This window comes from Thioalkalivibrio sp. ALE19, assembly GCF_000428605.1.
In the GTDB taxonomy this organism is placed as follows: Bacteria; Pseudomonadota; Gammaproteobacteria; order Ectothiorhodospirales; family Ectothiorhodospiraceae; genus Thioalkalivibrio.
In genome coordinates, this window is sequence record NZ_AUAG01000002.1 from 34,438 (window position 1) to 56,491 (window position 22,054).

Annotated in this window: 15 protein-coding genes and 1 tRNA gene; 11 read left to right on the forward strand and 5 right to left on the reverse strand. The window is 67.6% G+C overall.

All coding sequences use genetic code 11. The features are described 5' to 3' along the window. Positions 1 to 14 precede the first annotated feature (14 nt). Genes acnA through F787_RS0101385 form a run of 4 tightly spaced genes read left to right on the forward strand, consistent with a single transcriptional unit; the run spans position 15 to position 6,004 of the window. Positions 15 to 2,768, forward strand: coding sequence for an aconitate hydratase AcnA (gene acnA / locus F787_RS0101370; protein ID WP_028491085.1), 2,754 nt, complete (start codon positions 15 to 17; stop codon positions 2,766 to 2,768). 48 nt (positions 2,769 to 2,816) lie between these two features. Continuing rightward, a complete protein-coding gene (locus tag F787_RS0101375; RefSeq protein ID WP_051245972.1) occupies positions 2,817 to 3,179 on the forward strand; it encodes a hypothetical protein in 363 nt (120 codons plus the stop codon). Beyond that, positions 3,176 to 4,021, forward strand: coding sequence for an HDOD domain-containing protein (locus F787_RS0101380; protein ID WP_028491087.1), 846 nt, complete (start codon positions 3,176 to 3,178; stop codon positions 4,019 to 4,021). The genes F787_RS0101375 and F787_RS0101380 overlap by 4 nt, the downstream gene beginning before the upstream one ends. A 30-nt stretch (positions 4,022 to 4,051) precedes the next feature. Next, entirely contained in the window at positions 4,052 to 6,004 is a 1,953-nt protein-coding gene (locus tag F787_RS0101385) for a bifunctional diguanylate cyclase/phosphodiesterase (RefSeq protein WP_028491088.1), read from the forward strand. Positions 6,005 to 6,035: 31 nt separating this feature from the next. Here F787_RS0101385 and F787_RS0101390 read toward each other — a convergent pair whose 3' ends face one another. Next, positions 6,036 to 7,427 (reverse strand): lyase family protein, encoded by a 1,392-nt coding sequence (locus tag F787_RS0101390; RefSeq protein WP_028491089.1) that lies wholly within the window; start codon positions 7,425 to 7,427, stop codon positions 6,036 to 6,038. A 74-nt stretch (positions 7,428 to 7,501) separates the two neighbouring features. Between F787_RS0101390 and purB the strand changes: the two genes are divergently transcribed. Both purB and F787_RS0101400 read left to right on the forward strand, forming a co-directional pair. Beyond that, positions 7,502 to 8,869 carry an adenylosuccinate lyase gene (gene purB, locus F787_RS0101395; RefSeq protein ID WP_028491090.1) on the forward strand — a complete coding sequence of 456 codons (1,368 nt, stop codon included), beginning with the start codon at positions 7,502 to 7,504 and terminating at the stop codon, positions 8,867 to 8,869. 7 nt (positions 8,870 to 8,876) lie between these two features. After that, the gene (locus tag F787_RS0101400; protein WP_028491091.1) at positions 8,877 to 10,043 is read left to right on the forward strand and encodes a cupin domain-containing protein; all 1,167 of its coding nucleotides are present in this window, start codon (positions 8,877 to 8,879) and stop codon (positions 10,041 to 10,043) included. 49 nt (positions 10,044 to 10,092) lie between these two features. Here F787_RS0101400 and dusA read toward each other — a convergent pair whose 3' ends face one another. Further along, complete coding sequence (gene dusA, locus F787_RS0101405; protein WP_369774271.1) at positions 10,093 to 11,166, reverse strand: tRNA dihydrouridine(20/20a) synthase DusA; 1,074 nt, start codon at positions 11,164 to 11,166, stop codon at positions 10,093 to 10,095. 217 nt (positions 11,167 to 11,383) lie between these two features. Here dusA and F787_RS0101410 point away from each other — a divergent pair, with 217 nt between their 5' ends. Further along, entirely contained in the window at positions 11,384 to 12,817 is a 1,434-nt protein-coding gene (locus F787_RS0101410; RefSeq protein WP_028491093.1) for a Glu/Leu/Phe/Val dehydrogenase, read from the forward strand. On the opposite strand, the gene F787_RS0101415 is transcribed toward F787_RS0101410, so the two are convergent. Then, entirely contained in the window at positions 12,810 to 14,204 is a 1,395-nt protein-coding gene (locus F787_RS0101415; RefSeq protein WP_028491094.1) for a M17 family metallopeptidase, read from the reverse strand. The two genes, F787_RS0101410 and F787_RS0101415, sit on opposite strands and share 8 nt — an antisense overlap. Positions 14,205 to 14,296: 92 nt before the next feature. Between F787_RS0101415 and F787_RS0101420 the strand changes: the two genes are divergently transcribed. From F787_RS0101420 to mnmD, 4 genes are all read left to right on the forward strand, one after another. Then, positions 14,297 to 15,274: an ABC transporter ATP-binding protein gene (locus tag F787_RS0101420; protein ID WP_018869376.1), complete on the forward strand. Its 978-nt coding sequence runs from the start codon at positions 14,297 to 14,299 to the stop codon at positions 15,272 to 15,274. Then, entirely contained in the window at positions 15,271 to 16,053 is a 783-nt protein-coding gene (locus F787_RS0101425) for an ABC transporter permease (protein ID WP_028491095.1), read from the forward strand. Before F787_RS0101420 ends, F787_RS0101425 begins: the two co-directional genes overlap by 4 nt. A 104-nt stretch (positions 16,054 to 16,157) precedes the next feature. Then, on the forward strand, positions 16,158 to 17,687 hold the full coding sequence (locus tag F787_RS0101430; RefSeq protein ID WP_028491096.1) for a peptidoglycan DD-metalloendopeptidase family protein: 1,530 nt from the start codon (positions 16,158 to 16,160) through the stop codon (positions 17,685 to 17,687). 22 nt (positions 17,688 to 17,709) lie between these two features. After that, positions 17,710 to 19,545, forward strand: coding sequence for a tRNA (5-methylaminomethyl-2-thiouridine)(34)-methyltransferase MnmD (gene mnmD, locus F787_RS0101435; RefSeq protein ID WP_028491097.1), 1,836 nt, complete (start codon positions 17,710 to 17,712; stop codon positions 19,543 to 19,545). Here the strand turns inward: mnmD and F787_RS0101440 are convergent. Then, the gene (locus tag F787_RS0101440) at positions 19,542 to 21,830 is read right to left on the reverse strand and encodes a diguanylate cyclase (RefSeq protein WP_231373382.1); all 2,289 of its coding nucleotides are present in this window, start codon (positions 21,828 to 21,830) and stop codon (positions 19,542 to 19,544) included. The two genes, mnmD and F787_RS0101440, sit on opposite strands and share 4 nt — an antisense overlap. 131 nt (positions 21,831 to 21,961) lie before the next feature. Further along, positions 21,962 to 22,048 (reverse strand) — tRNA-Leu (locus F787_RS0101445). Positions 22,049 to 22,054: the final 6 nt, after the last annotated feature.

A 22,054-nucleotide genomic window follows, 5' to 3' on the forward strand; every position in this document is an offset into this window, starting at 1 on the left:
CGGATGGACGCATCATGAGCGACGCTATGCCCCGGAACACCCGCACCCTGTCCGCCGGCGGACACGAGTGCCAGTACGTCCCGATCGCCGACGACCCGCGCGCGCAGACCCTGCCCTTCGCGCTCAAGGTGCTGCTGGAAAACCTGATGCGCCACGAAGACGGGCGCACCATCACCCGCGACGACATCGAGGGGCTGCTCGACTGGGACCCGGCCGCGGAACCCGCGCGCGAGATCGCGTTCCGCCCGGCACGCGTGCTGCTGCAGGATTTCACCGGGGTCCCGGCGGTGGTCGACCTGGCCGCAATGCGCGATGCGATGGAAGACCTCAGCGGCGATCCGGCGAAGATCGCGCCGCTGCAGCCGGCGGAACTGGTGATCGACCACTCGGTGCAGGTCGACGCCTACGGCAATCCGGATGCAATGAACCTGAACGCCGAGCTGGAGTATTCGCGCAACCGCGAACGCTACAGCTTCCTCAAGTGGGGCCAGCAGGCGTTCGAGACCTTCAAGGTCGTGCCCCCGGATACCGGCATCGTGCACCAGGTCAACCTGGAGTACCTGGCGCGCACCGTGTTCCTCGAGGACCGCGCCGACGGCAGCTGCATGGCCTATCCCGACACGCTCGTCGGCACCGACTCGCACACCACCATGATCAACGGCCTGGGCGTGCTGGGCTGGGGCGTGGGCGGGATCGAGGCCGAGGCCGCCATGCTCGGACAGCCGATCTCCATGCTGATCCCGCAGGTGGTCGGCTTCCGCCTGACCGGCAAGCTGGCCGAGGGCGCCACCGCCACCGACCTGGTGCTGGTGATCGTCGAGCAGCTGCGCAAGCACGGCGTGGTCGGCAAGTTCGTCGAGTTCTTCGGCGACGGCCTGGCCGATCTGCCGCTGGCCGACCGCGCAACCATCGCGAACATGGCTCCGGAATACGGCGCGACCTGCGGGATCTTCCCGATCGACGACGAAACCCTGGAGTACCTGCGCCTGACCGGCCGCGAAGAAGGCCACGTCCGGTTCATCGAGTCCTATGCCCGCGAACAGGGCCTGTGGCGCGACGACAGCGCCCCGGTGGCGCGCTACAGTGACCTGCTGGAACTCGACCTGTCCACGGTTGAACCCAGCCTCGCGGGCCCCAAACGGCCCCAGGACCGCATCCCGCTGGGCCGCGCCGGAGCCATGATCAGCCAGCACCTGGATACCCTGCTGAAGGAACGCGCCTCGGGGGCCGACGAACCGGCCGAAGCCGAGCGCTTTGCGGCCGAGGGCGGTCATACCGCGGTGGGCGTGGAGCATCAGGCGGAGGAACCGCACCACACCGCCATCGAGATGAACGGCGAGACCTTCACCCTGGACCACGGCGACGTGGTGATCGCGGCGATCACCTCCTGCACCAACACCTCCAATCCGTCGGTGATGCTGGGTGCGGGCCTGGTCGCCCGCAAGGCGCGCGAGCGGGGTCTGAAGGTCAAGCCGTGGGTCAAGACCTCGCTCGCCCCCGGGTCGCGCGTGGTCACCGATTATCTGCAGAATGCCGGCCTGCTGGAGGACCTGGAAGACCTGGGCTTCCACGTAGTGGGCTACGGCTGCACCACCTGCATCGGCAATTCCGGCCCGTTGCCCGAAGCGATCAGCGAGGCCATCATCAAGGATGACCTGGTGGTCTCCTCGGTGCTCTCGGGCAACCGGAATTTCGAAGGCCGCATCCATTCCGAGGTGCAGATGAACTTCCTCGCCTCGCCCCCGCTGGTGGTCGCCTATGCCCTGGCGGGCCGCACCAACCTGGACCTCTACAACGATCCGCTGGGCGAGGATGACGCCGGCAATCCGGTCTATCTCAAGGACATCTGGCCCGGTTCGCAGGAAATCCGTGAGCAGGTGGATCGTCACGTCGGTGCCGGCAGCTTTACCAGTGCCTATGGCGACCTCTATACCGGCGAGGACCGCTGGCGCAACCTCGAGGCCCCCGCGGGCGACCGTTTCGAGTGGCAGGAAGACTCCACCTACGTGCGCAAGCCACCCTATTTCGACGGCATGGGCATGACGCCGGCCGAGACCCCGGATATCGAAGGCGCACGGGTCCTGGCCCTGCTGGGGGATTCCGTGACCACCGACCATATTTCGCCGGCCGGCTCCATCGCGCCCGACAGCCCCGCTGCCCGTTACCTCGAAGAACAGGGCGTCAAGCCCGCCGACTTCAACTCCTACGGTTCGCGGCGCGGCAACCACGAGGTGATGATGCGCGGCACCTTCGCCAACGTGCGCCTGCGCAACCTGCTGGCGCCCGGCACCCAGGGCGGCGTCACCCGGCACCTGCCGGATGGCGAACCGATGTCGATCTACGACGCCTCCATGCGTTATCAGGCCGAGGGGACCCCGCTGGTGGTAATCGCCGGCAAGGAGTACGGCACCGGTTCCTCGCGCGACTGGGCGGCCAAGGGCACCCTGCTGCTGGGCGTGCGGGCGGTGATCGTGGAGAGCTTCGAACGCATCCACCGCTCCAACCTGGTCGGCATGGGCGTGCTGCCTCTGCAGTTCCACGACGGCGAAAACGCCGAATCGCTGGGCCTGACCGGCGAGGAAACCTATACCATCAGCGGCATCCGGGGTGGCGAGGCGAAGGAAGCGACGGTGACCGCCACCGCCGATGACGGCGCACGCAAGGAATTCCGCGTGCGCGTGCGGCTGGATACCCCGCAGGAGATCGACTACTACCGTCACGGTGGAATATTGCCGTACGTCCTGCGTCAACTGGCGGGCAAAGGCTGAACCGCTATCATGACGCAAACCGTCCCCACTGCGGAACTGCGTGCCGGAATGACGCTGGCCGCCCCGGTGCACGACCGTTCCGGTCGCCTGCTGATCCCCGCGGGCATGAGCCTGCAGGACAAGCATCTGCGGGTCCTGCAGGCCTGGGGCGTCAGCGAGGTGCGGATCCAGGACGGGGACCCGCCGGCCACCGACCCCGACCCGGATGCGGTCGAGGGTACGCAGCCGACCGCCGGCGAAGAGGATCCGGATGCCGCCGAGGCGCGCCTTGGCGCCACCGCGGACGAAGCGCTCGCGGAACGCTTCCAGCACTGCGACATCGAGCGCTTTCCGATGGACGGGATCTACCGCATCGCGCGACGGGCGATGATCGATGAACTGCGGCAGTCCACGGGCGGGGGGGCACAATGACGCCGCGGCTGGAAGATTTCCTGCAGGCGGATGACGCGCTGTGCAGCTTCTCCGGTGCATTCAATGCCATCGTCGAACGCATCAACGATCCGACCTCGAGCGTCGCCGACATCACCGAGGCGATCGAACTGGACCCCACGGTCGCGGCCAAGACCCTGCGCCTGGCCAATTCGTCGTTGTACGGGTTCCCGCAGGAGATCGAGACCCTGCATCGGGCAGTGGCCATCATCGGCCTGCAGCAGATCCGGCAGATCGTACTGTCCACCGTGGTGATCGAACATTTCCGCGGCCTGCCGGTGATCGGCGTGGACATGAGTTCGTTCTGGCGACACAGTCTGGCGACTGCGATCATCGCCCGCGGGATCGCCCGTTTCCGACGCGAGGCCAATGTGGACCGGCTGTACCTGTTCGGGCTGCTGCACGACATCGGCCGCCTGGTCCTGTTCCTGCGCCTCGGCCGCGATACCGAGGAGCTGATCAACCTGCGCGAACGCGACGGTGAGCTGTTATTCGTCACGGAACAGCGTTTTCTCGGATTCGACCATGCGACCATCGGCAGCGGCCTGCTGGAGCAATGGGGCATGACGCCCGCCCACGTGGAAGCCACCCGCTATCACCACGACCCGCTGGCGGCACCCGCCTTCCCGGTCGAGGCCGGCATCGTGCATGTCGCCGACGCAATCGCCAACGCCCTGCGCCTGGGTTCTTCCGGAGAGCGCATGGTGCCGCCGGTCCATGCCGAGGCCTTCGAACGGATCGGACTGGAGATGGCTGCCTGTGAAGAAATCGCCGACACGGCACGCGAACAGCTCGACCAGCTGGCCCGAATCCTCCTGGACTGATCCCGCGATGAGCGGAAAGGCCCTGACGCCATGAGCCCTTCGTACCGGACGCCGGAAGACTTCGAGCAGCTGCAGGAGCGGGTCCGCTACCTGGAGCAGAGTCTCGAGGACAATGCCTACGTGATGGACGTACTGTCCTCGACCACGGCGATCTTCGGTGACACCGAGGGCAACCGCTGCCCCGACGTCATCGTTCGCAATACCCTGGAGGCCGTGCGCCGCCTGCTGGCCCTGCCGGAGTCGGCCATCTATCTGCTCGACGGCGACGCCTCGTTCAATCTGGCACAGCACGACGCGGAAGACGACAGCCCCGGTGACCTGCCCGACCGGGTGGAACAGCTGATCCGGCAGGGCACCTTCTCCTGGGCCCTGCATGAAAACCACCCGGTATTCCTGCCCGCCGGCGAAGATGGCGGGATGGTGCTGCTGCATGTCATTTCCACCCGTACCCGGGTGCGCGGGATGTTCGCCGCCCGGCCGGGCCGGGACGAAGCCCCGCGCCACGAGCTGGTCATGTCCGCCCTGACCCTGGTGCTGTTCAACGCGGCCTACGCGCTCGAATCGGCGGATCTCTATCACCTGATGGAACGGCGCCAGCAGGCCCTGCAACGCATCACCGAACGGCAATCACGCGAGCTCCTGCATCACATGTCGCACGACTCGCTGACCAACCTGCCCAACCGCATGCTGTTCAGTGACCGTCTCGCCCGGGCCATGGAACGTCACGCCAACGGCTCCAGCCATGTCGCGCTGATCCTGCTCGATCTGGACAATTTCAAGCGTCTGAACGACGCGCTGGGTCATCGCGCGGGGGACGAACTGATCCGCAAGGTGGCCACCGATCTTTCCGCCCTGCTGGAGACCCCCCGCGGATCGACGGGTGGCCAGGGCGCCAGCCCGACGCTCTCGCGGCTGGGTGGCGACGAATTCGGCATCCTGGTGGAGGGGATCCAGGGGCTGGAGGGTGTCGTCCGGCTGGTGACCGAAATCGTGCGGACCACGGCGGTGGAACGGACGGTGGCCGACCATCCGGTGCTGACCTCCTGCTCGGCCGGGATCGCGGTGTTCCCCTACGACGGCGACGAACCCGACACCCTGCTCAGCAACGCCGACGCCGCGATGTACGATGCCAAGGAACGCGGCCGCAACGGCCTCCGCTTCTACACCCGGGACCTCAATTCGCGAACCTTCCGGCACTTCCGCCTGGAAACCGACCTTGGCGGCGCCATCGAGGATGACCAGCTGCGGCTGCACTATCAGCCCAAGATCGAGCTGGCGACCGGCCGTGTCGTGGGTGCCGAGGCCCTGATCCGCTGGGACCACCCGCGTCTGGGGATGCTGCCCCCCGGTCAGTTCATGGAAATCGCGGAAGACATGACCCTGATCGAACAGATCGGAGAATGGGTTCTGCAACAGGCCTGCCGCGATCTCGCCTCCCTGCCCGGAACCGCGCAGGCGCTTCCGCATATCGCCATCAACGTCTCCGCGCGCCAGCTGCGCCAGCCCAATCTTGCGGAGGAATTTTTCGCGATCACCGAGGAACACGGGATCCCCGCCGACCGCATCGAGCTGGAGCTCACCGAGAGCGTGATCATGGATGACGCCGACACCGCCGCGCGCGTGTTCCAGCGCCTGCGCGAAGTCGGCATGTCACTGGCAGTGGACGACTTCGGTACCGGGCATGCATCGCTGACCCAGCTCAAGCAGCTTCCGGCCGACACCCTCAAGATCGACCGCTCCTTCGTGATGGATCTGGAGAAGAGCCACGAGGACGCCAAGATCGTGCGTGCGATCGTGGTCATGGCGCGCAGCCTGGACATGCAGCTGGTGGCCGAAGGAGTGGAAACCGACGCGCAGATCCACTTGCTGCGGGAATTCGGCTGCGATTACGCCCAGGGGTTTCGCTATTCCCGGCCGGTCGCCTTCGACGAATTGCGGGAGATGATCGTCAACGACGTGCGCATGCTGCCCGAGTCCGAATAACGCGAACACCGAACCGCGCCGAACGGCCGGTTCAGGCGCCGCCGTCCGCTCCTCCGGTCAGACGCAGCGGATCCAGCAGGCCGCGCAGGCGATCGCGGTCCATGCCGGTGTGCTCCGCCGCCACTTCGATGATCGGCCGCCCGGAGGCGTAGGCCTCCTTGGCGATGCGGGCCCCCGCCTCATAACCGATCTCGGCGTTGAGCGCGGTCACCAGGATCGGGTTGCGATCCAGGGCCGCGCGCATCACCTCCTCGTTGACGCTGAAGCCCGCCACCGCGCGCTCGCCCAGATGGTCGGCGGCGCGCGCCAGCAGCCCCGTCATCTGCAACAGGTTGTCGGCGATCAGCGGCAGGCCCACGTTGAGCTGGAAATTGCCGGCGGCGCCGGCGGCCGTGACCGCAGCGTCCAGTCCGATCACCTGGCGCGCCGCCATCAGCACCGCTTCGGGAATGACCGGATTCACCTTGCCGGGCATGATCGAACTGCCCGGCTGCAACGCCGGCAGGGCAATCTCGCCGAGTCCCGCGAGCGGGCCCGAGTTCATCCAGCGCAGGTCCTCGGCGATCTTGATCAGCGCAGTGGCCACGGTCCGCAGCTGCCCCGAATACTCCACTGCGGTGTCCTGGCTGGCCAGTGCGGCGAAGCCGTTCGGCTCGCGCCGAAATGCCAGCCCGGTGCGTTCGGACAGGCGCTCCGCCACCCGCTCGCCGAACCCTTCCGGGGCATTGACCCCGGTACCCACCGCGGTCGCGCCGATCGCCAGCCGCCCCAGCCGGCCGCGGGTCGCCTCGAGGCGCTCCACCGCCTGCTCCAGCTGAGTACGCCAGCCGGACAGTTCCTGATCCAGGCGTACCGGCATGGCATCCATCAGATGAGTACGACCGGTCTTGACCAGGGTCTTTGCCCCCGCCTCGCGCCGTGCGATGGTCGCGATCAGGCGCCGCATCGCCGGCAGAAGCTCGTGTTCCAGCTGGTTGAGCACGGCCACGTGCAGCGCCGTGGGGATCACGTCGTTCGAGCTCTGCGAGCGGTTCACGTGATCATTGGGATGAACCGCCCCGGCGGCGCCGGTCGAGGCCAGATGCGCCAGCACCTCGTTCATGTTCATGTTGCTGCTGGTGCCCGAGCCCGTCTGGTACACGTCCACCGGGAAGGCATCGGCATGCTCGCCCAGCGCCACCGCCTCGGCCGCCTGCACGATGGCCTGCGCGGTCTCTCCGTCCAGCTGGCCCAGGCCGTGATTGGCCTCGGCACAGGCCGCCTTGACCTGCGCCAGGGCACGGATGAAGGCAGCCGGCAAGGGGCGCCCGGCGATGGCGAAGTTGTCGATGGCGCGCTGGGTCTGCGCGCCCCACAGGGCATGTTCGGGCACCTCCACGGTGCCGAGGCTGTCGTGTTCCTGGCGATGGCCTGATCGGGTCATTCCTGGCTCCGGCGGTCGACTTGATCGTTGTATTATACTGCGCCGCACAAGCAAGCCCCATCACAAGGCCGACCATGTCCCTGAACGCCCTCACCGCCATCGCCCCGGTCGATGGCCGTTATGCCCGTCACACCCGCGACCTTGCTCCCTGGTTCAGCGAGCAGGGCCTGATGCAGGCCCGCGTGCGCGTCGAGATCGCCTGGCTCAAGGCGCTGGCCGCCGAGCCCGCGATCGCCGAGGTCCCGGCCATGTCCGCCGAAGGCACCGCCGCACTGGAGCGCATCGCATCCGAATTCGACAACGCCGCCGGCGAACGGGTGAAGGCCATCGAGGGGACCACCAATCATGACGTCAAGGCGATCGAGTACTACATCAAGGAGCAGATGCAGGACCACCCCGAACTCGCCGCACGCATGGAGTTCGTGCATTTCGCCTGCACCTCCGAGGACATCAACAACCTCGCCTACGGCGTGATGGTGCGCGAGGCGCGCAACGAGGTGATGCTGCCGGCGCTGGACGGCATCGTCGGCCACCTGCGCCAGCTGAGCGGAGAATTCGCCGACCAGCCGATGCTGTCGCGCACCCACGGTCAGCCGGCCTCGCCCAGCACCATGGGCAAGGAGATCGCCAACGTCGTGCATCGCCTGCAGGCCCAGCGCGAGCAGCTGGCCGGCGTGGTCTGCCGCGGCAAGATCAACGGCGCGGTGGGCAACTACAACGCCCACGTGGTGGCCTACCCCGAGGTTGACTGGCCGGCACTGGCGCGGCGCGTGGTCAGTGACCTGGGCCTCGAACCCAGTTCGCACACCACCCAGATCGAGCCGCACGACTACCTCGCCGAGATGTTCCATGCCTTCATGCGCGCCAACACCATCCTGCTGGACGCCTCGCGCGACATCTGGGGCTACATCTCGCTGGGCTATTTCAAGCAGAAGGTCGTGGCCGGCGAAGTCGGCTCCTCGACCATGCCGCACAAGGTCAACCCGATCGACTTCGAGAACGCCGAAGGCAACCTCGGCCTGGCCAACGCGGTGTTCGATCACCTCGCCGGCAAGCTGCCGGTCTCGCGCTTCCAGCGCGACCTCACCGATTCCACCGTGCTGCGCAACATCGGCATGGGTTTCGCGTGGTCGCTGATCGCCTGGAAGGCCTTCGCCCGCGGACTGGGCAAGCTGGAGATCGAATCCTCTCGCATGGACGAGGATCTGGATGCCAACTGGGAGGTCCTCGGCGAAGCGGTGCAGACGGTGATGCGCCGCTACGGCATCGATTCGCCCTACGAGAAACTCAAGGACTTCACCCGCGGCCGCCGGATCACCCCCGAGGCCCTGCACGAGTTCATCGACGCGCAGGACATCCCCGAGGAGGCCCGCGCGCGCCTGCGCGAGCTGACCCCCGGGCGTTACACCGGTCTGGCGGACCGCCTGGCCCGCGACGTCTGAGTCGACCATGGCAGCGCCCGATCCGGATACCCCGCTGACCCTGCTGGGCGGACTCACGCCGGCCGCGTTCCTGCGGGATTACTGGCAGCAGAAACCCCTGCTGATCCGCGGCGCGATCCCGGGGTTCGAGAACCCGATCGAAGCCGACGACCTGGCCGGTCTGGCAACCGATCCCGAGGCCGGCAGCCGGCTGGTCCTCGGCCACCGCGAACGCAACGACTGGGACGTGGAATACGGCCCGTTCGAGCCGGACCGCCTGGCCCGGCTGCCGGAACGCGACTGGACCCTGCTGGTCAGTGATATCGAACGGTTCTGGCCCGATGGCCCCGGATTCCTCGCGCAGTTCGATTTCATCCCGCGCTGGCGGCGCGACGACCTGATGATCTCGTACGCCCCGCCCGGCGGCTCGGTGGGCCCGCACGTGGATCAGTACGACGTCTTCCTGTTTCAGGCGGCGGGCCGGCGACGCTGGCAGATCCAGGATCCGCCCGGGAACCCGGAATGCTTCGAGGATTTGCCGCTGGCGATCCTGCGGGACTTCCGGCCCACCGACTCCTGGGATCTGGAACCGGGCGACATGCTGTACCTGCCGCCGGGCGTCCCGCATTACGGTGAATCCCTGGATCGCGAATGCATGACCTGGTCCGTCGGCTTCCGCGCCCCGGCCATCCTCGACGTGCTCACCGGGTTCCTGGAAGAACGCGCGAACGTGATCGGGGATCAGGCCCGCTTCGAGGACCCGGGGCGCCCCGCCGACCAGTGGCCGGGGGAGCTTCCGGCCGGCGACCGGCGCGAACTGCGCGACGCCCTGCGGGCCCTGCTGGCCGCGGACGACGCCGATCTGGACGCCTACCTCGGCCGCTTCCTGACCCGTCCCACGGCAGGCACCGGGCTCGCTGCCCCGGACGAGGACGCCCCGCCCCCGGCCCCGCAGCCGGGTGTGCGTTACCGCATCCATCCGGGCATCCGTCGGGCCTGGTTCCACGGTCCGGACGGCCCGGTGCTGTGCATCGCGGGCCATGACCACCCCGCCCCGGCACTGGAAGCGGAACAGCTGGAGATCTTCTGCACGGTGGAGACCCTCGCTGCGGCAGACTGGGAGGCCGGCTTTCCGTCGATCCATCAGGTGCTGGAAGATGGCCTGCGCGAGGGGTGGCTGGAGCCCGACGACTGAGGGAAACACTGAGCGGCGGTACCGCCCGGGGCCAGCACTGCAGCGGCCTTCAGCCGGCCGGGGCCACCGCGTCGACCTGCGCCGCCGGACAGGCGGCCGCCGCCCGTTCGATCAGTTCGGGGCCGGCATCCGGTCGATGGGCCCCCTCGGTCAGGATCCGCCGCCACTGCCTCGCCCCGGGTTCGCCGTGGAACAGCCCCAGTACGTGGCGGGTCAGCCGCGCCAGCGGCACGCACTCGCGCCGCATCCCTTCGGCCATGTCCTGCAGCTCGCGGACCACCTCGGCACGCTCGGGCCGCCAGGCCTCACCGAAATACAGCCGGTCGACCTCCGCCAGACTCCAGGGATGATGATAGGCATGGCGGCCGAACATGACCCCGTCCAGGGTGGTCAGGTGGTCGCGCGCGGCGGCCACGTCATCCAGCCCCCCGTTCAGCACGATCACACACCCCGGGAATTCGGCCTTCAGCCGGTGTACCCGCGCGTAGTCCAGCGGCGGGACATCGCGGTTGTCCTTCGGACTCAGCCCCTGCAGCCACGCCTTGCGTGCATGCACGATGAAATGCCGGCAACCGGCATCCGCCACGGTACGCACAAAGGCATGCAGATCCGCATCCGAATCCTGCTCGTCGATACCGATGCGATGCTTGACCGTCACCGGGATGTCGACCGCCGCCTGCATGGCCTCCACCGCGCGCGCGACCCGGTCGGGTGTCGCCATCAGGCTGGCGCCGAAATCGCCCGACTGTACCCGGTCCGACGGACAGCCCACGTTGAGATTGATCTCGTCGTAGCCGAAGTCCTCGCCAATGCGCGCGGCCTCCGCCAGCGTGTCGGGCTCGGATCCCCCCAGCTGCAGCGCCAGCGGATGCTCGACCTCCGCGTAGCCGAGGAGATGCGCGCGATCGCCCCGCACCACCGCGTTGGCATGCAGCATTTCGGTGTACAGCAGCGCATGCCGCGTCAGAAGCCGGTGGAAGCGTCGGCACCAGCGGTCCGTCCAGTCCATCATCGGCGCGACGGAAAAGCGCTCCGGCCGGCCCGCGAGCGATGGCACGCAGGCCGTCGGCGAGCCGGATTGCGGCGCGCACACGATGGGGTTGGCAGAAGGCGGATCGGACATTCCGGGCTGAACCATAAATGGGCCGCCCATGGTGTCCCGGCGCGCCCCCGACGTCCAGCAACGCCCGACTCTGCCTGTGCCAATGCGACACGGGTCAGCCTGACCCGCTGTGTCCGACCGACTCGACCGCCCGCGCCCGAACGCTTCGGCGTCTTTTTGCCTGCATGCGGGCCTGCGCATGTACAATCCGCTGCGAATTCAGTCACGGAATCGCCGGATGACGCCTCCTGCAACCCCGCAGACCAACGATTTCCAGCAGAACGTTTCGCGCATGGTGGAACGCGCAATGCGCTACCTCGAGATCCCCGACGGGGCGCGCGAAGCGCTGCAGACCTGCGATTCGGTCATCCAGGTGTCCTTCCCCATCCAGTTCCGGGACCGCGTGGAGGTCTTTCATGGCTGGCGAGCCGTGCATTCCGCGCACCGGCTTCCGGTCAAGGGCGGCATGCGTTTCGCACCCAACATGGACCAGGCCCACGCCGAGGCCCTCGCGGCACTGATGTCCTACAAGTGCGCAATCATCGACATCCCGTTCGGCGGTTCCAAGGGCGGTCTGCGCATCGACCCGCGCCAGTACAATGAATGGGAACTGGAACGCATCACCCGCCGGTTCGCCCACGAACTGATCCAGCGCGACTACATCTCGCCGGCGCAGAACGTCCCGGCCCCGGACGTCGGCACTTCCCAGCGGGAAATGGCCTGGATTGCGGACACCTATCGCCAGCACCGTCCGGACGACATCAACCACGTCGCCGCGGTGACCGGCAAACCGGTGGATCTGGGCGGCATGCGTGGCCGGCTGGAAGCCACCGGCCGCGGCGTGCAGTACGCCCTGCAGGCCTTCTTCCGTTCGAAGGCGGCCGTCGCGGAGGCGGGCCTCGGGGGCGGCCTGAGTCAGCAGCGGGTCATCGTCCAGGGCTTCGGCAACGTGGGCTATCACCTCGCCCATTTCCTGCAGCAGGACGACAACGTCCGCATCGTCGGGATCATCAAGAGCGACGGCGGCATCTACTCCGAACAGGGCCTGGATGTCGACGCGGTACATGACTACATGAACCGCACCGGCACCCTGGAAGGCTACCCGGGCGTGCGTTTCGAACGCGACGGCAACCGCCTGATGGAAGAAGACTGCGACGTGCTGGTCCCGGCCGCGCTGGAAGGCGCGATCCACGAGGACAACGCGCCGCGCATCCGCGCCCGCCTGGTGGTCGAGGCCGCCAACGGCCCCTGCACCTTCGAGGGCGACTGCATCCTGCAGCAGCGCGGAATCACGGTGCTGCCCGACGTGTTCGTCAATGCCGGCGGCGTGGTGGTCTCCTATTTCGAATGGGTGCGCAACATCCAGCACATCCGCTTTGGCCGCATGGAACGCCGCTACGACCAGGCCCAGGGCCAGCACATCGTCAGCGCCATCGAGATGATGACCAACCAGGATGTGCCCGAGTGGCTGCGCGACTCCATCGTGCGAGGTGCCGAGGAGATCGATCTGGTGCGCTCGGGCCTGGACGACACCATGCGCGAGGCCTTCAGCGAGATGCAGGAAGTGCGCGAGGTGGAAAGCAACGGTGAGGTCCTCGACTACCGTACCGCGGCGTACCTGATCGCCCTGCGCAAGATCATCCGCGCCCGTCCCGACCTGAAGGTCATCTGACCCGACCGAAACGGGCCTCCAGCGCCGCGAACACCGCCCGCAGCCCCATCGCCTCGCCACCCTTCGGCCGGCCCGGGCGTGCGCGGGTGTTGAAGGCCATGATGTCGAAATGCAGCCAGGGCGTTTCGGCCGGCACGAAATCCTGCAGGAACAGCGCCGCGGTGATCGCCCCGGCCTGCCCGCCCGAACTGGCGTTGACCACGTCGGCCACATCGCTCTCCAGCATGTGCCGATACGGCGCATGCAACGGCAGCCGCCAGACCGGATCGTCCCACGCGCGCGCCGGATCGTCCAGGGCGGCCGCCCAGGCGTCGTCGCTGGCGAAGAACGCGGCGATCTCGTGCCCCACGGCCACCCGCGCCGCACCGGTCAGGGTCGCAAAATCCACCACCAGGGCCGGCTCCAGTTCACCCGCACGGTCCAGCAGATCGGCCAGCACCAGGCGGCCCTCGGCATCGGTATTGTCGATCTCCACGGTACGCCCGCTGCGCGTGCTCAGGACATCGCCCGGACGGAAGGAACGCGAACCTACGGCGTTCTCCACCGCCCCGATCAGGACCGTCAGACGCACCGCAAGCCCGGCCCGCATGATCAGGCCGGCCAGCCCCAGCGCCGTGGCCGCACCGCCCATGTCCTTCTTCATCTGCCGCATCGCACTGTCGGGCTTGATGTTCAGACCGCCCGAATCGAAACAGACCCCCTTGCCCACCAGTACCACCGGCGGGGCATCCTCCGGCCCCCAGGTCAGCTCGATCACCCGCGGGTGGTGTTCGCTGGCGCGCCCTACGGCATGGATGCATGGCCAGTCCCGGGCCACCTCATCGGGATCCGCCACCACCCGGGCGGTTCCGCCGTGACGTTCGGCCAGACCCTCGGCCTCCGCCGCCAGTTCGCCCGGCATCAGATCGGCCGGGGCCGTATTGATCAGATCCCGGGTGTGGCCGACCGCCGCCACCATGGACGTGACATGCTCCCGATCCACCCCGTCCGGCCAGATCAGCCGCACCGGCGTGTCGTCGGTCGGTGGCTCGCTGCGATACCGGCGAAAGCGATACCTTCCCAGCCCCCAGCCGACCGCCGCCCGTTCGATTGCCTCCGCTGTCAGCCCCGCCTCCTGCAGCCGATAATCTCCCCCCGGCAGGGACTCCGCCGCCGCAGCCAGCATCCACAGGGGCTGGTCCACGTCGTAGCCGACCAGGGCCGCTTCCAGCTCGCCCTGGTCCCCGGCGATCTGCAGGATACCCCCGGCCTCGCCGGTAAAGCCGGTCGCTTGCGCCCAGCGCGCATAGCGTGCGGGCCGCCCCTCCAGCGCGGCATGCAGCGACTCCGGCGTCACGGGTATCAGTTCAACGGCGGCGGACGACTCATCAACAAAAACGGATTCCACTGGGGGCTTCCTCATCTGCACGGCAAAGCCCCCATAATAACGCCACCTGCGGCCGGGACGCCCGGCCCCCACCGACCGACAGGGAACGTGCCATGACGCCAGCACTGGAAATCCGCGGGCTGCGCAAGACCTACAACAACGGCTTCGAAGCCCTCAAGGGAATCGACCTCGAGGTCTCCCCCGGCAGCTTTTTCGCCCTGCTCGGGCCCAATGGCGCCGGCAAGTCGACCACCATCGGCATCATCACCTCGCTGGTGAACAAGACGGCCGGGGAAGTCCGGGTGTTCGGCCACGACCTCGACCGGGATCCCCGGGGCGTCAAGCGCTCGATCGGCCTGGTCCCGCAGGAGTTCAATTTCAACCAGTTCGAACCGGTGGGCGAGATCGTCGTCAACCAGGCCGGCTACTACGGCATTCCCCGCCGCGAGGCCTGGGACCGCGCCGGCCACTATCTCAACGAACTGGGCCTGTGGGACAAGCGCGAGAACATGGCCCGCATGCTCTCCGGCGGCATGAAACGCCGCCTGATGATCGCCCGCGCCCTGGTGCACGAACCGCGGCTGCTGATCCTCGACGAACCCACCGCCGGGGTCGACATCGAGTTGCGGCGCTCCATGTGGGACTTCCTGCAGAAGATCAACGATGACGGCCGCAGCATCATCCTGACCACCCACTATCTCGAGGAAGCCGAATCGCTCTGCCGCAACATCGCGATCATCGATGACGGCCGCATCATCGAGAACACCACGATGAAGCAGCTCCTGGCCAAGCTCGAGACCGAGACCATGGTCCTGGACCTGGTGGAACCCCCGCTGGCGGTACCGGAGGGCGGCCCGATCCCGCTGCGACGCATCGACGAGCTGACCCTGGAGGCCGACATACACTCCAACCAGAACCTGAATGATCTCTTCCAGATTCTTGATAATCAGGGGATCCGGGTCCAGAGCATGCGGAACAAGGCGAATCGACTGGAAGAGCTCTTTGTCCGCATGACCCAGAACGAGACCACCCGCAGCCCGCTGACACCCGGCGGCGACGGAGCCACCGAGCAGCAGGAGGGCCAGGCATGACCCGCGCGGATCTCCGGTTGTGGGGCACCGCCCTGCGCACCATCGCAATCAAGGAAATACTGCGCTTTGCCAGAATCTGGGTGCAGACCGTCCTGCCCCCGGTCGTCACCACCGCGCTGTACTTCATCATCTTTGGCGGCCTGATCGGCGACCGCATCGGCGAAATGGAAGGCTTTCGCTACATGGACTTCATCGTTCCCGGGCTGATCATGCTGGCGGTAATCACCAACAGCTATTCCAACGTCGTATCATCATTCTTCGGTTCAAAGTTTCAGCGTCATATCGAGGAACTACTGGTCTCGCCGATCCCCAACAGCGTCATCATCCTGGGGTTCATATTCGGCGGGGTCGCACGCGGGCTCACCGTGGGCGTGGCCGTTCTGATCGTCTCGCTGTTCTTTTCGCCCCTGAGCGTGCACAACCCGATCGTGATGCTGCTGGTCGTCCTTTTGACTTCCATCCTGTTCGCACTGGCCGGACTGATCAATGGAGTATTCGCACGAACTTTCGACGATATCACACTGATTCCCACGTTCGTTCTTACCCCGCTGACTTACCTCGGAGGCGTTTTCTATTCCATCAGCCTGCTGCCCGATTTCTGGCAGGGCGCGTCCATGTTGAACCCGATCTTTTACATGGTGGATGCCTTTCGTTACGGGAGCCTTGGAACCAGTGACTTTCCAGTGATCGCATCCTTTGCCATCATCGCGTTGTTCATCATTGTGCTCTATGGTCTGGCACTGTGGCTTCTGAATCGAGGAACGGGCATCCGCTCATGAAGACCTTCAAGCGACGGCACGGCGAGAATCGGCGCATCCGCGGGGGTGGTTCACATCGCGGCCAAACGTGGTATAAAACGGCATCGCCCAACGGAACCATGTTCATGAACGGTCAGCGCAGGATCACGTCTTCGGTCATCGTGGGAACCGCCGGCCTCGCCCTCGCTGTGGGTTCCGGCCTGGTCCTCGCCTCCAAGCCACAGGAAACGGAACAGCCCCTGCAGATCGCGCCCCTCTCCAGCGCGGATCCCGAATCGGCGGACAACGGCTCCGGCGCCCGCGGCACGGAGATCCGTGCTGACTGGAGCCGGGCCTCGGTGGCCGAACCGGTGCCCGCGGTGGGCGGCTCGGTCCCGCCGGGCGACACTCACACGGTGGCATTCGCATTCGATCCCGACCAGGATGTCGGAGAGCCGCCGACGGCCAGCGAGCCGACGACCGGGGCCACGTCCTACGAAACCTTTGACCTGGACGACGACGAGCCCTCCGCAACGGCCGAACTCGGCCACTCCGACTGGAATTCGCACACCCTGGATCGCAACGAGCGCCTCTCCGGGCTGTGGGAACAGGAGTGGGATCTGCCGCTGGCCACGCTTTATCGCCTGCTGGACGACGACGAAAATGCCGACATCCTGAACCGCGTCCGGCCGGGCCAGGAGATCGAGTGGCAGGTAGACGACGAAGGCTACCTGACCCGCATGCGGCTGTGGACCGACAGCGCCTCGGGCTACGAATGGGTACGCGAAGAGGACGGCTGGGATTTTGACCGCCATGAGGTCGAGAATGCCCGCGAGACCTCGCACCTGATCATCAGCGCGGAGATCGACGGCTCGATCTCCGCGGCCCTGTCCCGCCAGACCGAACTCTCCTCGCGGGCCGCCGCGGCGATCGCCGTGCTGATGGATCGCCACTTGCCGGTGCGCCTGAACGCGCGCGCCGGCGATGAATTCACCCTGCTGGTGGAGCAGGAGACCGTCGTCGGCGAGGACACGCCGCAGAATCTGCGACTGCTGGCGTTCGAATACAACGGCGAGCGGATTCAGGAGGAAGCCGCGCGCAACGTCAACGGGCGCTTCTATCGCCCGGATGGCGAAAGCCTGCTGCCGCCGTTCGACCGCCGTCCCTTCTCCGGCAACTACCGCATCAGCTCGGGCTTCGATCCGCAGCGACGGCATCCGGTCACCGGGCGGGTCGCCCCGCACCACGGGACGGACTTCGCCATGCCGGTGGGGACCCCCATTCAGGCACCGGCGGACGGTCGGGTCACGCGCGTCGAGCACGACCGGTACGCCGGGCGCTTCATCGTGATCGAACACGGACAGGGCTACTCCACGCGCTATCTCCATCTGGACCGTGCCCTGGTCAGCCCGGGGGATGATGTCGAGCGGGGCGATCGCATCGCCCTGTCGGGCAACACCGGACGCAGTACCGGTCCGCACCTGCACTACGAGGTGCACGTGAAGGGGCGGCCGAAGGATCCGATGCGGGTAGCGTTGCCCGAAAGCGACTCGCTGGAAGGCGAAGACCTCGAGCAGTTCCGCGAGATTGGCAAAGTCCTGTTCGCGCAGCTGGAGAACGGGCAGCGCGGCGAACAGGTCGCTCTGCGGCCGTTCAGCGAACTCGCCGCGCAGTAGGAACCGGCCCGCCGCCCCGCCGTTGCCCGAAGCACTGGCCTTTGCGCGTCTCGAATGGAGGGATGGACAGCCCGTCTCTCCCGAGTTCGGCGACGGTTATTTCGGCTCGGACGCCCCGCTCGAGGAAGCGCACGAAGTCTTTCTTGAGGCCAACGACCTGCCCCGGCGCTTCGCCCGCCCCGGTACCCGGATGACCATCGCCGAGACCGGCTTCGGCACCGGACTCAACACCCTCCTGACGCTTCGCGAGTGGCGCGCCCGGGCCCATGACGACGGCTTCCTGTCGCTGATCGGCTTCGAATCGCGGCCGCTGCATCCCGACGACCTCGCCCGCGCCCATCGGCAACTGGGCCTTGACGGCCCGGACGCCGAACGCCTGCGCGACGGGTATCCCCCACCGGTCAGCGGCCTTCACCGGATCCATTTCCCTCGGGCACGCGCGGTGCTGACCCTGGTCTTCGGCGACGCGGCGATCACCCTCCCGCAGCTGAAAGCCGCGGTGGATGCCTGGTATCTGGACGGATTCGCACCCCGCCGCAATCCGGGCCTGTGGAATATCGGTGTCTTCCGGCAGATGGCCCGTATCTCCCGACCCGGCACCACCTTCGGAACCTACGCCGCGGCCGGTCAGGTGCGCCGCGACCTGGAGGCGGCCGGCTTCGTGGTCCGGCGCAAACCCGGGCACGGACGCAAGCGTGAACGCCTGTGCGGCCATTTCCGTGACCCGGCTCCCCCCGCCCTGCCCGAGACACGCGAACGTCCGCGACGCGTAGCGGTTATCGGGGCGGGCATTGCCGGACTGTCGGCCGCCCTGGCCCTGCAGGACCGCGGCTGCCACCTCACCCTGTTCGATCCCGCGGGCCCCGGCGGAGGGGCGTCCGGCAACCCGGCCGCGGTGCTGCTGCCTCACCTGCTCCCCGATGACCCGGGGCTCAATGCCCTGGCGCTCACCGGCATGCGCCACACCCATGCCCTGATCGAACGCGCCGCCGAGGGCCTGGAAGGTGGCCGATCGACGCTCCTGCTGGGTGACAGCGTCGCCTTCCACGGCATCTCCGCACACGCACGCAAGCGCATACAGCGACTTCGCGCGCGCGATCCGGCGGAGAGCGGCTACCTTTTCGACCCGGCCGCCACCGCCCCCGCCGGCACTCCCGGGCCGATGCTGGAATACCCCGGCGGGCGGGCGGTGGACATGGGGGCCCTGTGCCGCGGACTGGCCGCCGCACTGCCCGCGGTGGAGCGCACCGGGGTCAGCGCGATCGAGCCGCACGCCACCGAAGTCCGGCTGACGTTCGACGGCGACGACCCCGCGCGGGGCTTCGACGCGGTCGTGATCGCCACCGCCGGCGCGCCCCTGTGCCCGGAACAGGCGCGCCTCGGGACCGTGGGAGGCCAGATGACCCGGGTGCAGCACCCCCTCCCCGGCCCCGATTTCCGCGTGCGCACCGGTCAGGGCTACTGGATTCGACGGGATACGGATGATCACTGGATCGGCGCCACCTACCGCCACGACGGGCTCCCGGCGGATCCGGCAGCGCCCCCCGAACCGACCGCCGAAGACGACCGCCACAACCTGGAGCATCTGGCATGGGTTCCGGGCATGCCCGCCCCCGAGGATGCGCGGATCACGCAGCGCTGGACCGGCATGCGCGCCGTCTTTCGCGACCGCCTTCCGCTGGTGGGCACTTCGCGCATGGACCGCCGGGGCCGGGTCATGCTCACCCTCGGGCACGGTTCACGAGGCCTGCTCTATGCACCGATCAGCGGCGAGCTGGTAGCCGACCGCCTGCTGGACCTGCCGGAACCGCTGGAGCAGAACGTGGCCCGACGCCTGTCGCCGCAACGGGTCGCCTAGTCCGCCCAGGCCACCGCATTGCGGCCCTGTCCCTTGACGCGGTACATCGCCTGGTCGGCCGCCGCGATCAGGTCGGCCAGGGTCTCCCCGTGTTCCGGATAGAACGCCACGCCGATACTCGCGGTCACCACCACCGCAATACGCTCCCCGTCGTCCAGGGTCAGCTCCCAATGGGTATCGAAGACGCTGCGGATCCGCTCGATCAGCGGATGCACCTCGTCGCGAGAAGTCAGCGTCCCGGTCAGCACCAGGAATTCGTCACCGCCCAGCCGGACCAGCAGATCCTCGGCACGCAGGTGCGCCGCCAGATCCGCGGACATGCGGCGCAGCAGCTGATCACCGACGGCATGGCCGTGTTCGTCGTTCACCGGCTTGAAGCGATCCAGGTCGATGAACACCATGGCCAGCTGCCCCCCGTCGCGGCGGGCTCGGGACGTCATGCGGGGAAACGCCCGTTCCATCGCCGCGCGGTTCGCAGCCGCCGTCAAAGGGTCCTGCCAGGCCAGGGTGTGCAGACGCTCCTCGAGCTTGCGCCGCGCGGTCACGTCCAGCGCATGCCAGACGACCGCGGCACGTCCCTCGAAATGCGCGGCAATGGGGCGCACGCGGGCCTCGAACCAGCGCTGCCCGTTTTCGCAGCCATCCCCGGCGAGTTCCGGCTCCGACCGTCGCGCCGGATGCAGCACACCGGGATCGAGGAGGTATTCGGTCTCCTGCAGGGCCCCCTCGTCCAGCGCCCGCCGCACGACTGCCAGGAACTGGCGGGCCACCGCCTCGGGCAGGAACTCCTCGATGCCGTGCCCCACGATCGACCCCGACCGCGTCCGCCCCGACGCGTCCGCCTCCCTGGCCCCCCGACTATCCCCAAAGGCCCGGTAGATCATCCCGTCCTCCCCCAGCACCAGGGCATGACCGGGCATGGCTTCGAACAGCGCCTCCTGAAGGTCGCGGGCCTGGGCGAGCGCTTCGAACAGCATCCGGTTGTCGTGCACGTCCACCAGGATCAGCAGCATGGCCCGATCCTGCTCCCACGGGATCGGCACCCAGCGCAGCAGATGAAAGCGCCAGTGGCCGTCCGCCATGCGCACGCGCACCTGGCGCCCGGCCGGATCCGGATCTTCCCTGGAAAATACCAGCCCGTTGGGCAGCAACGGGATATCGTCCGGATGGAACAGTTCGAGGTCTTTCACGGAGGTGCCGTCGACCGGGGATTGTCCGGTCGCGCGGCGAAACGCGGGGTTGGTCCAGAGGACCTGCGTGTCCCGGACCACCAGAGTGGCGTCCTCCAGGTTGGCGACCAGCGTATGGTACTGGCTCAGCAGGCGCGCGCGATCGCGCACATGCCCGCTCACGCGCCAGGTCAGTCCGCCCAGTGCAAGGGTGCCAAGGATCCCGAAGGCCCACCAGGCCGGCGGCCTGGAGGTCGGCATGGCCTCGGGCACCGGGCGCGCCAGCAGGACCCATTCGCCACCGGCAAAGCTGACCGTCTTACGCCACTCCGCCGGCCCTTCGGCAATCCCGTCCGGATCATGGAACACCTCGCCGCGGTGCCCGGTCCCGTCTCGCCCCTGCAGTGCAAACTTGAGCGCGCCGGGAGTGCGGCCGAACCCCGCGCGCGCCAGTACCCGTTCGAAATCCACCGCCACACTGGCCATGGTAAATCCGGGATCCGTTTGCCGGGCCTCGTCCAGCGGGTCGCCCGTTTCTTCCGGACCGACCGGACTGCGGACCAGGAGGCCGGTCCCGCCCTGTGCCAGCTCCCAGGGTCCGGCGACGACGGTCTCTCCGGTTTCCATGACCCGACGGAAGGACGCCGCCTGCTCCGGATGGCTGGCCACGTCGAGACCCAGGGCATCCACATTGCCCTCGCGCGGGTAGACAAAATCGATGCGGGATCCCGCCAGTAACGTGAGCGAGCGAATGACTTCCGGGTCCCGACGGTACAGCCGGTCGGCCATGCGCTCGAACTCGTCGCCATCCAGGTGCGGGCGTGCCTCGACATAGGCGGAGAGACCAACGGTGGCGTGCACCAGGCTGTTGATCACGCTTTCCAGGCGCGTACGCTTGCTGGCCACCTCGCTCGCCAGGTTCGCCTGATGCCGCTCGGCCAGCTGATGCTCCCAGGCACGGTCGGCCAGCAGAAACATCCCGGCGAAGATCAGCATCGCGAGCAGCCCCGACACCACCGACGTGGCGGCAAAACCGCCCGTCCGACCTTGTGCTGTCCCGTCCGTCCCGGCGGTCGGGGCCTCTCCTGCGGCGCTGTCGCCCGGTATCCCGCGCATGTCCGCCCCCTTCGATCCGAACCCCACACCCCCACTATGCCCATTCACCCGGGGGCGCGTAATCCCCGGAGGATGAAAATGGTCATGGGAGGCTGAGAAAGCTCGTCCGCGACAGGCGGAAAAGACGACAATGGTGGGGACGGCCGGACTCGAACCGGCACGGCCTTGCGGCCGGCAGATTTTAAGTCTGCTGCGTCTACCTGTTTCGCCACGCCCCCGCAGAC

What these genes read in the sequence shown, in the direction of transcription:
- acnA (WP_028491085.1), top strand. Translation starts at nt 15, where the DNA reads ATGAGCGACGCTATGCCCCGGAACACCCGCACCCTGTCCGCCGGCGGA.
- F787_RS0101375 (WP_051245972.1), top strand. Translation starts at nt 2,817, where the DNA reads ATGACGCTGGCCGCCCCGGTGCACGACCGTTCCGGTCGCCTGCTGATC.
- F787_RS0101380 (WP_028491087.1), top strand. Translation starts at nt 3,176, where the DNA reads ATGACGCCGCGGCTGGAAGATTTCCTGCAGGCGGATGACGCGCTGTGC.
- F787_RS0101385 (WP_028491088.1), top strand. Translation starts at nt 4,052, where the DNA reads ATGAGCCCTTCGTACCGGACGCCGGAAGACTTCGAGCAGCTGCAGGAG.
- F787_RS0101390 (WP_028491089.1), bottom strand. Translation starts at nt 7,427, where the DNA reads ATGACCCGATCAGGCCATCGCCAGGAACACGACAGCCTCGGCACCGTG.
- purB (WP_028491090.1), top strand. Translation starts at nt 7,502, where the DNA reads ATGTCCCTGAACGCCCTCACCGCCATCGCCCCGGTCGATGGCCGTTAT.
- F787_RS0101400 (WP_028491091.1), top strand. Translation starts at nt 8,877, where the DNA reads ATGGCAGCGCCCGATCCGGATACCCCGCTGACCCTGCTGGGCGGACTC.
- dusA (WP_369774271.1), bottom strand. Translation starts at nt 11,166, where the DNA reads ATGTCCGATCCGCCTTCTGCCAACCCCATCGTGTGCGCGCCGCAATCC.
- F787_RS0101410 (WP_028491093.1), top strand. Translation starts at nt 11,384, where the DNA reads ATGACGCCTCCTGCAACCCCGCAGACCAACGATTTCCAGCAGAACGTT.
- F787_RS0101420 (WP_018869376.1), top strand. Translation starts at nt 14,297, where the DNA reads ATGACGCCAGCACTGGAAATCCGCGGGCTGCGCAAGACCTACAACAAC.
- F787_RS0101425 (WP_028491095.1), top strand. Translation starts at nt 15,271, where the DNA reads ATGACCCGCGCGGATCTCCGGTTGTGGGGCACCGCCCTGCGCACCATC.
- F787_RS0101430 (WP_028491096.1), top strand. Translation starts at nt 16,158, where the DNA reads ATGAACGGTCAGCGCAGGATCACGTCTTCGGTCATCGTGGGAACCGCC.
- F787_RS0101440 (WP_231373382.1), bottom strand. Translation starts at nt 21,830, where the DNA reads ATGCGCGGGATACCGGGCGACAGCGCCGCAGGAGAGGCCCCGACCGCC.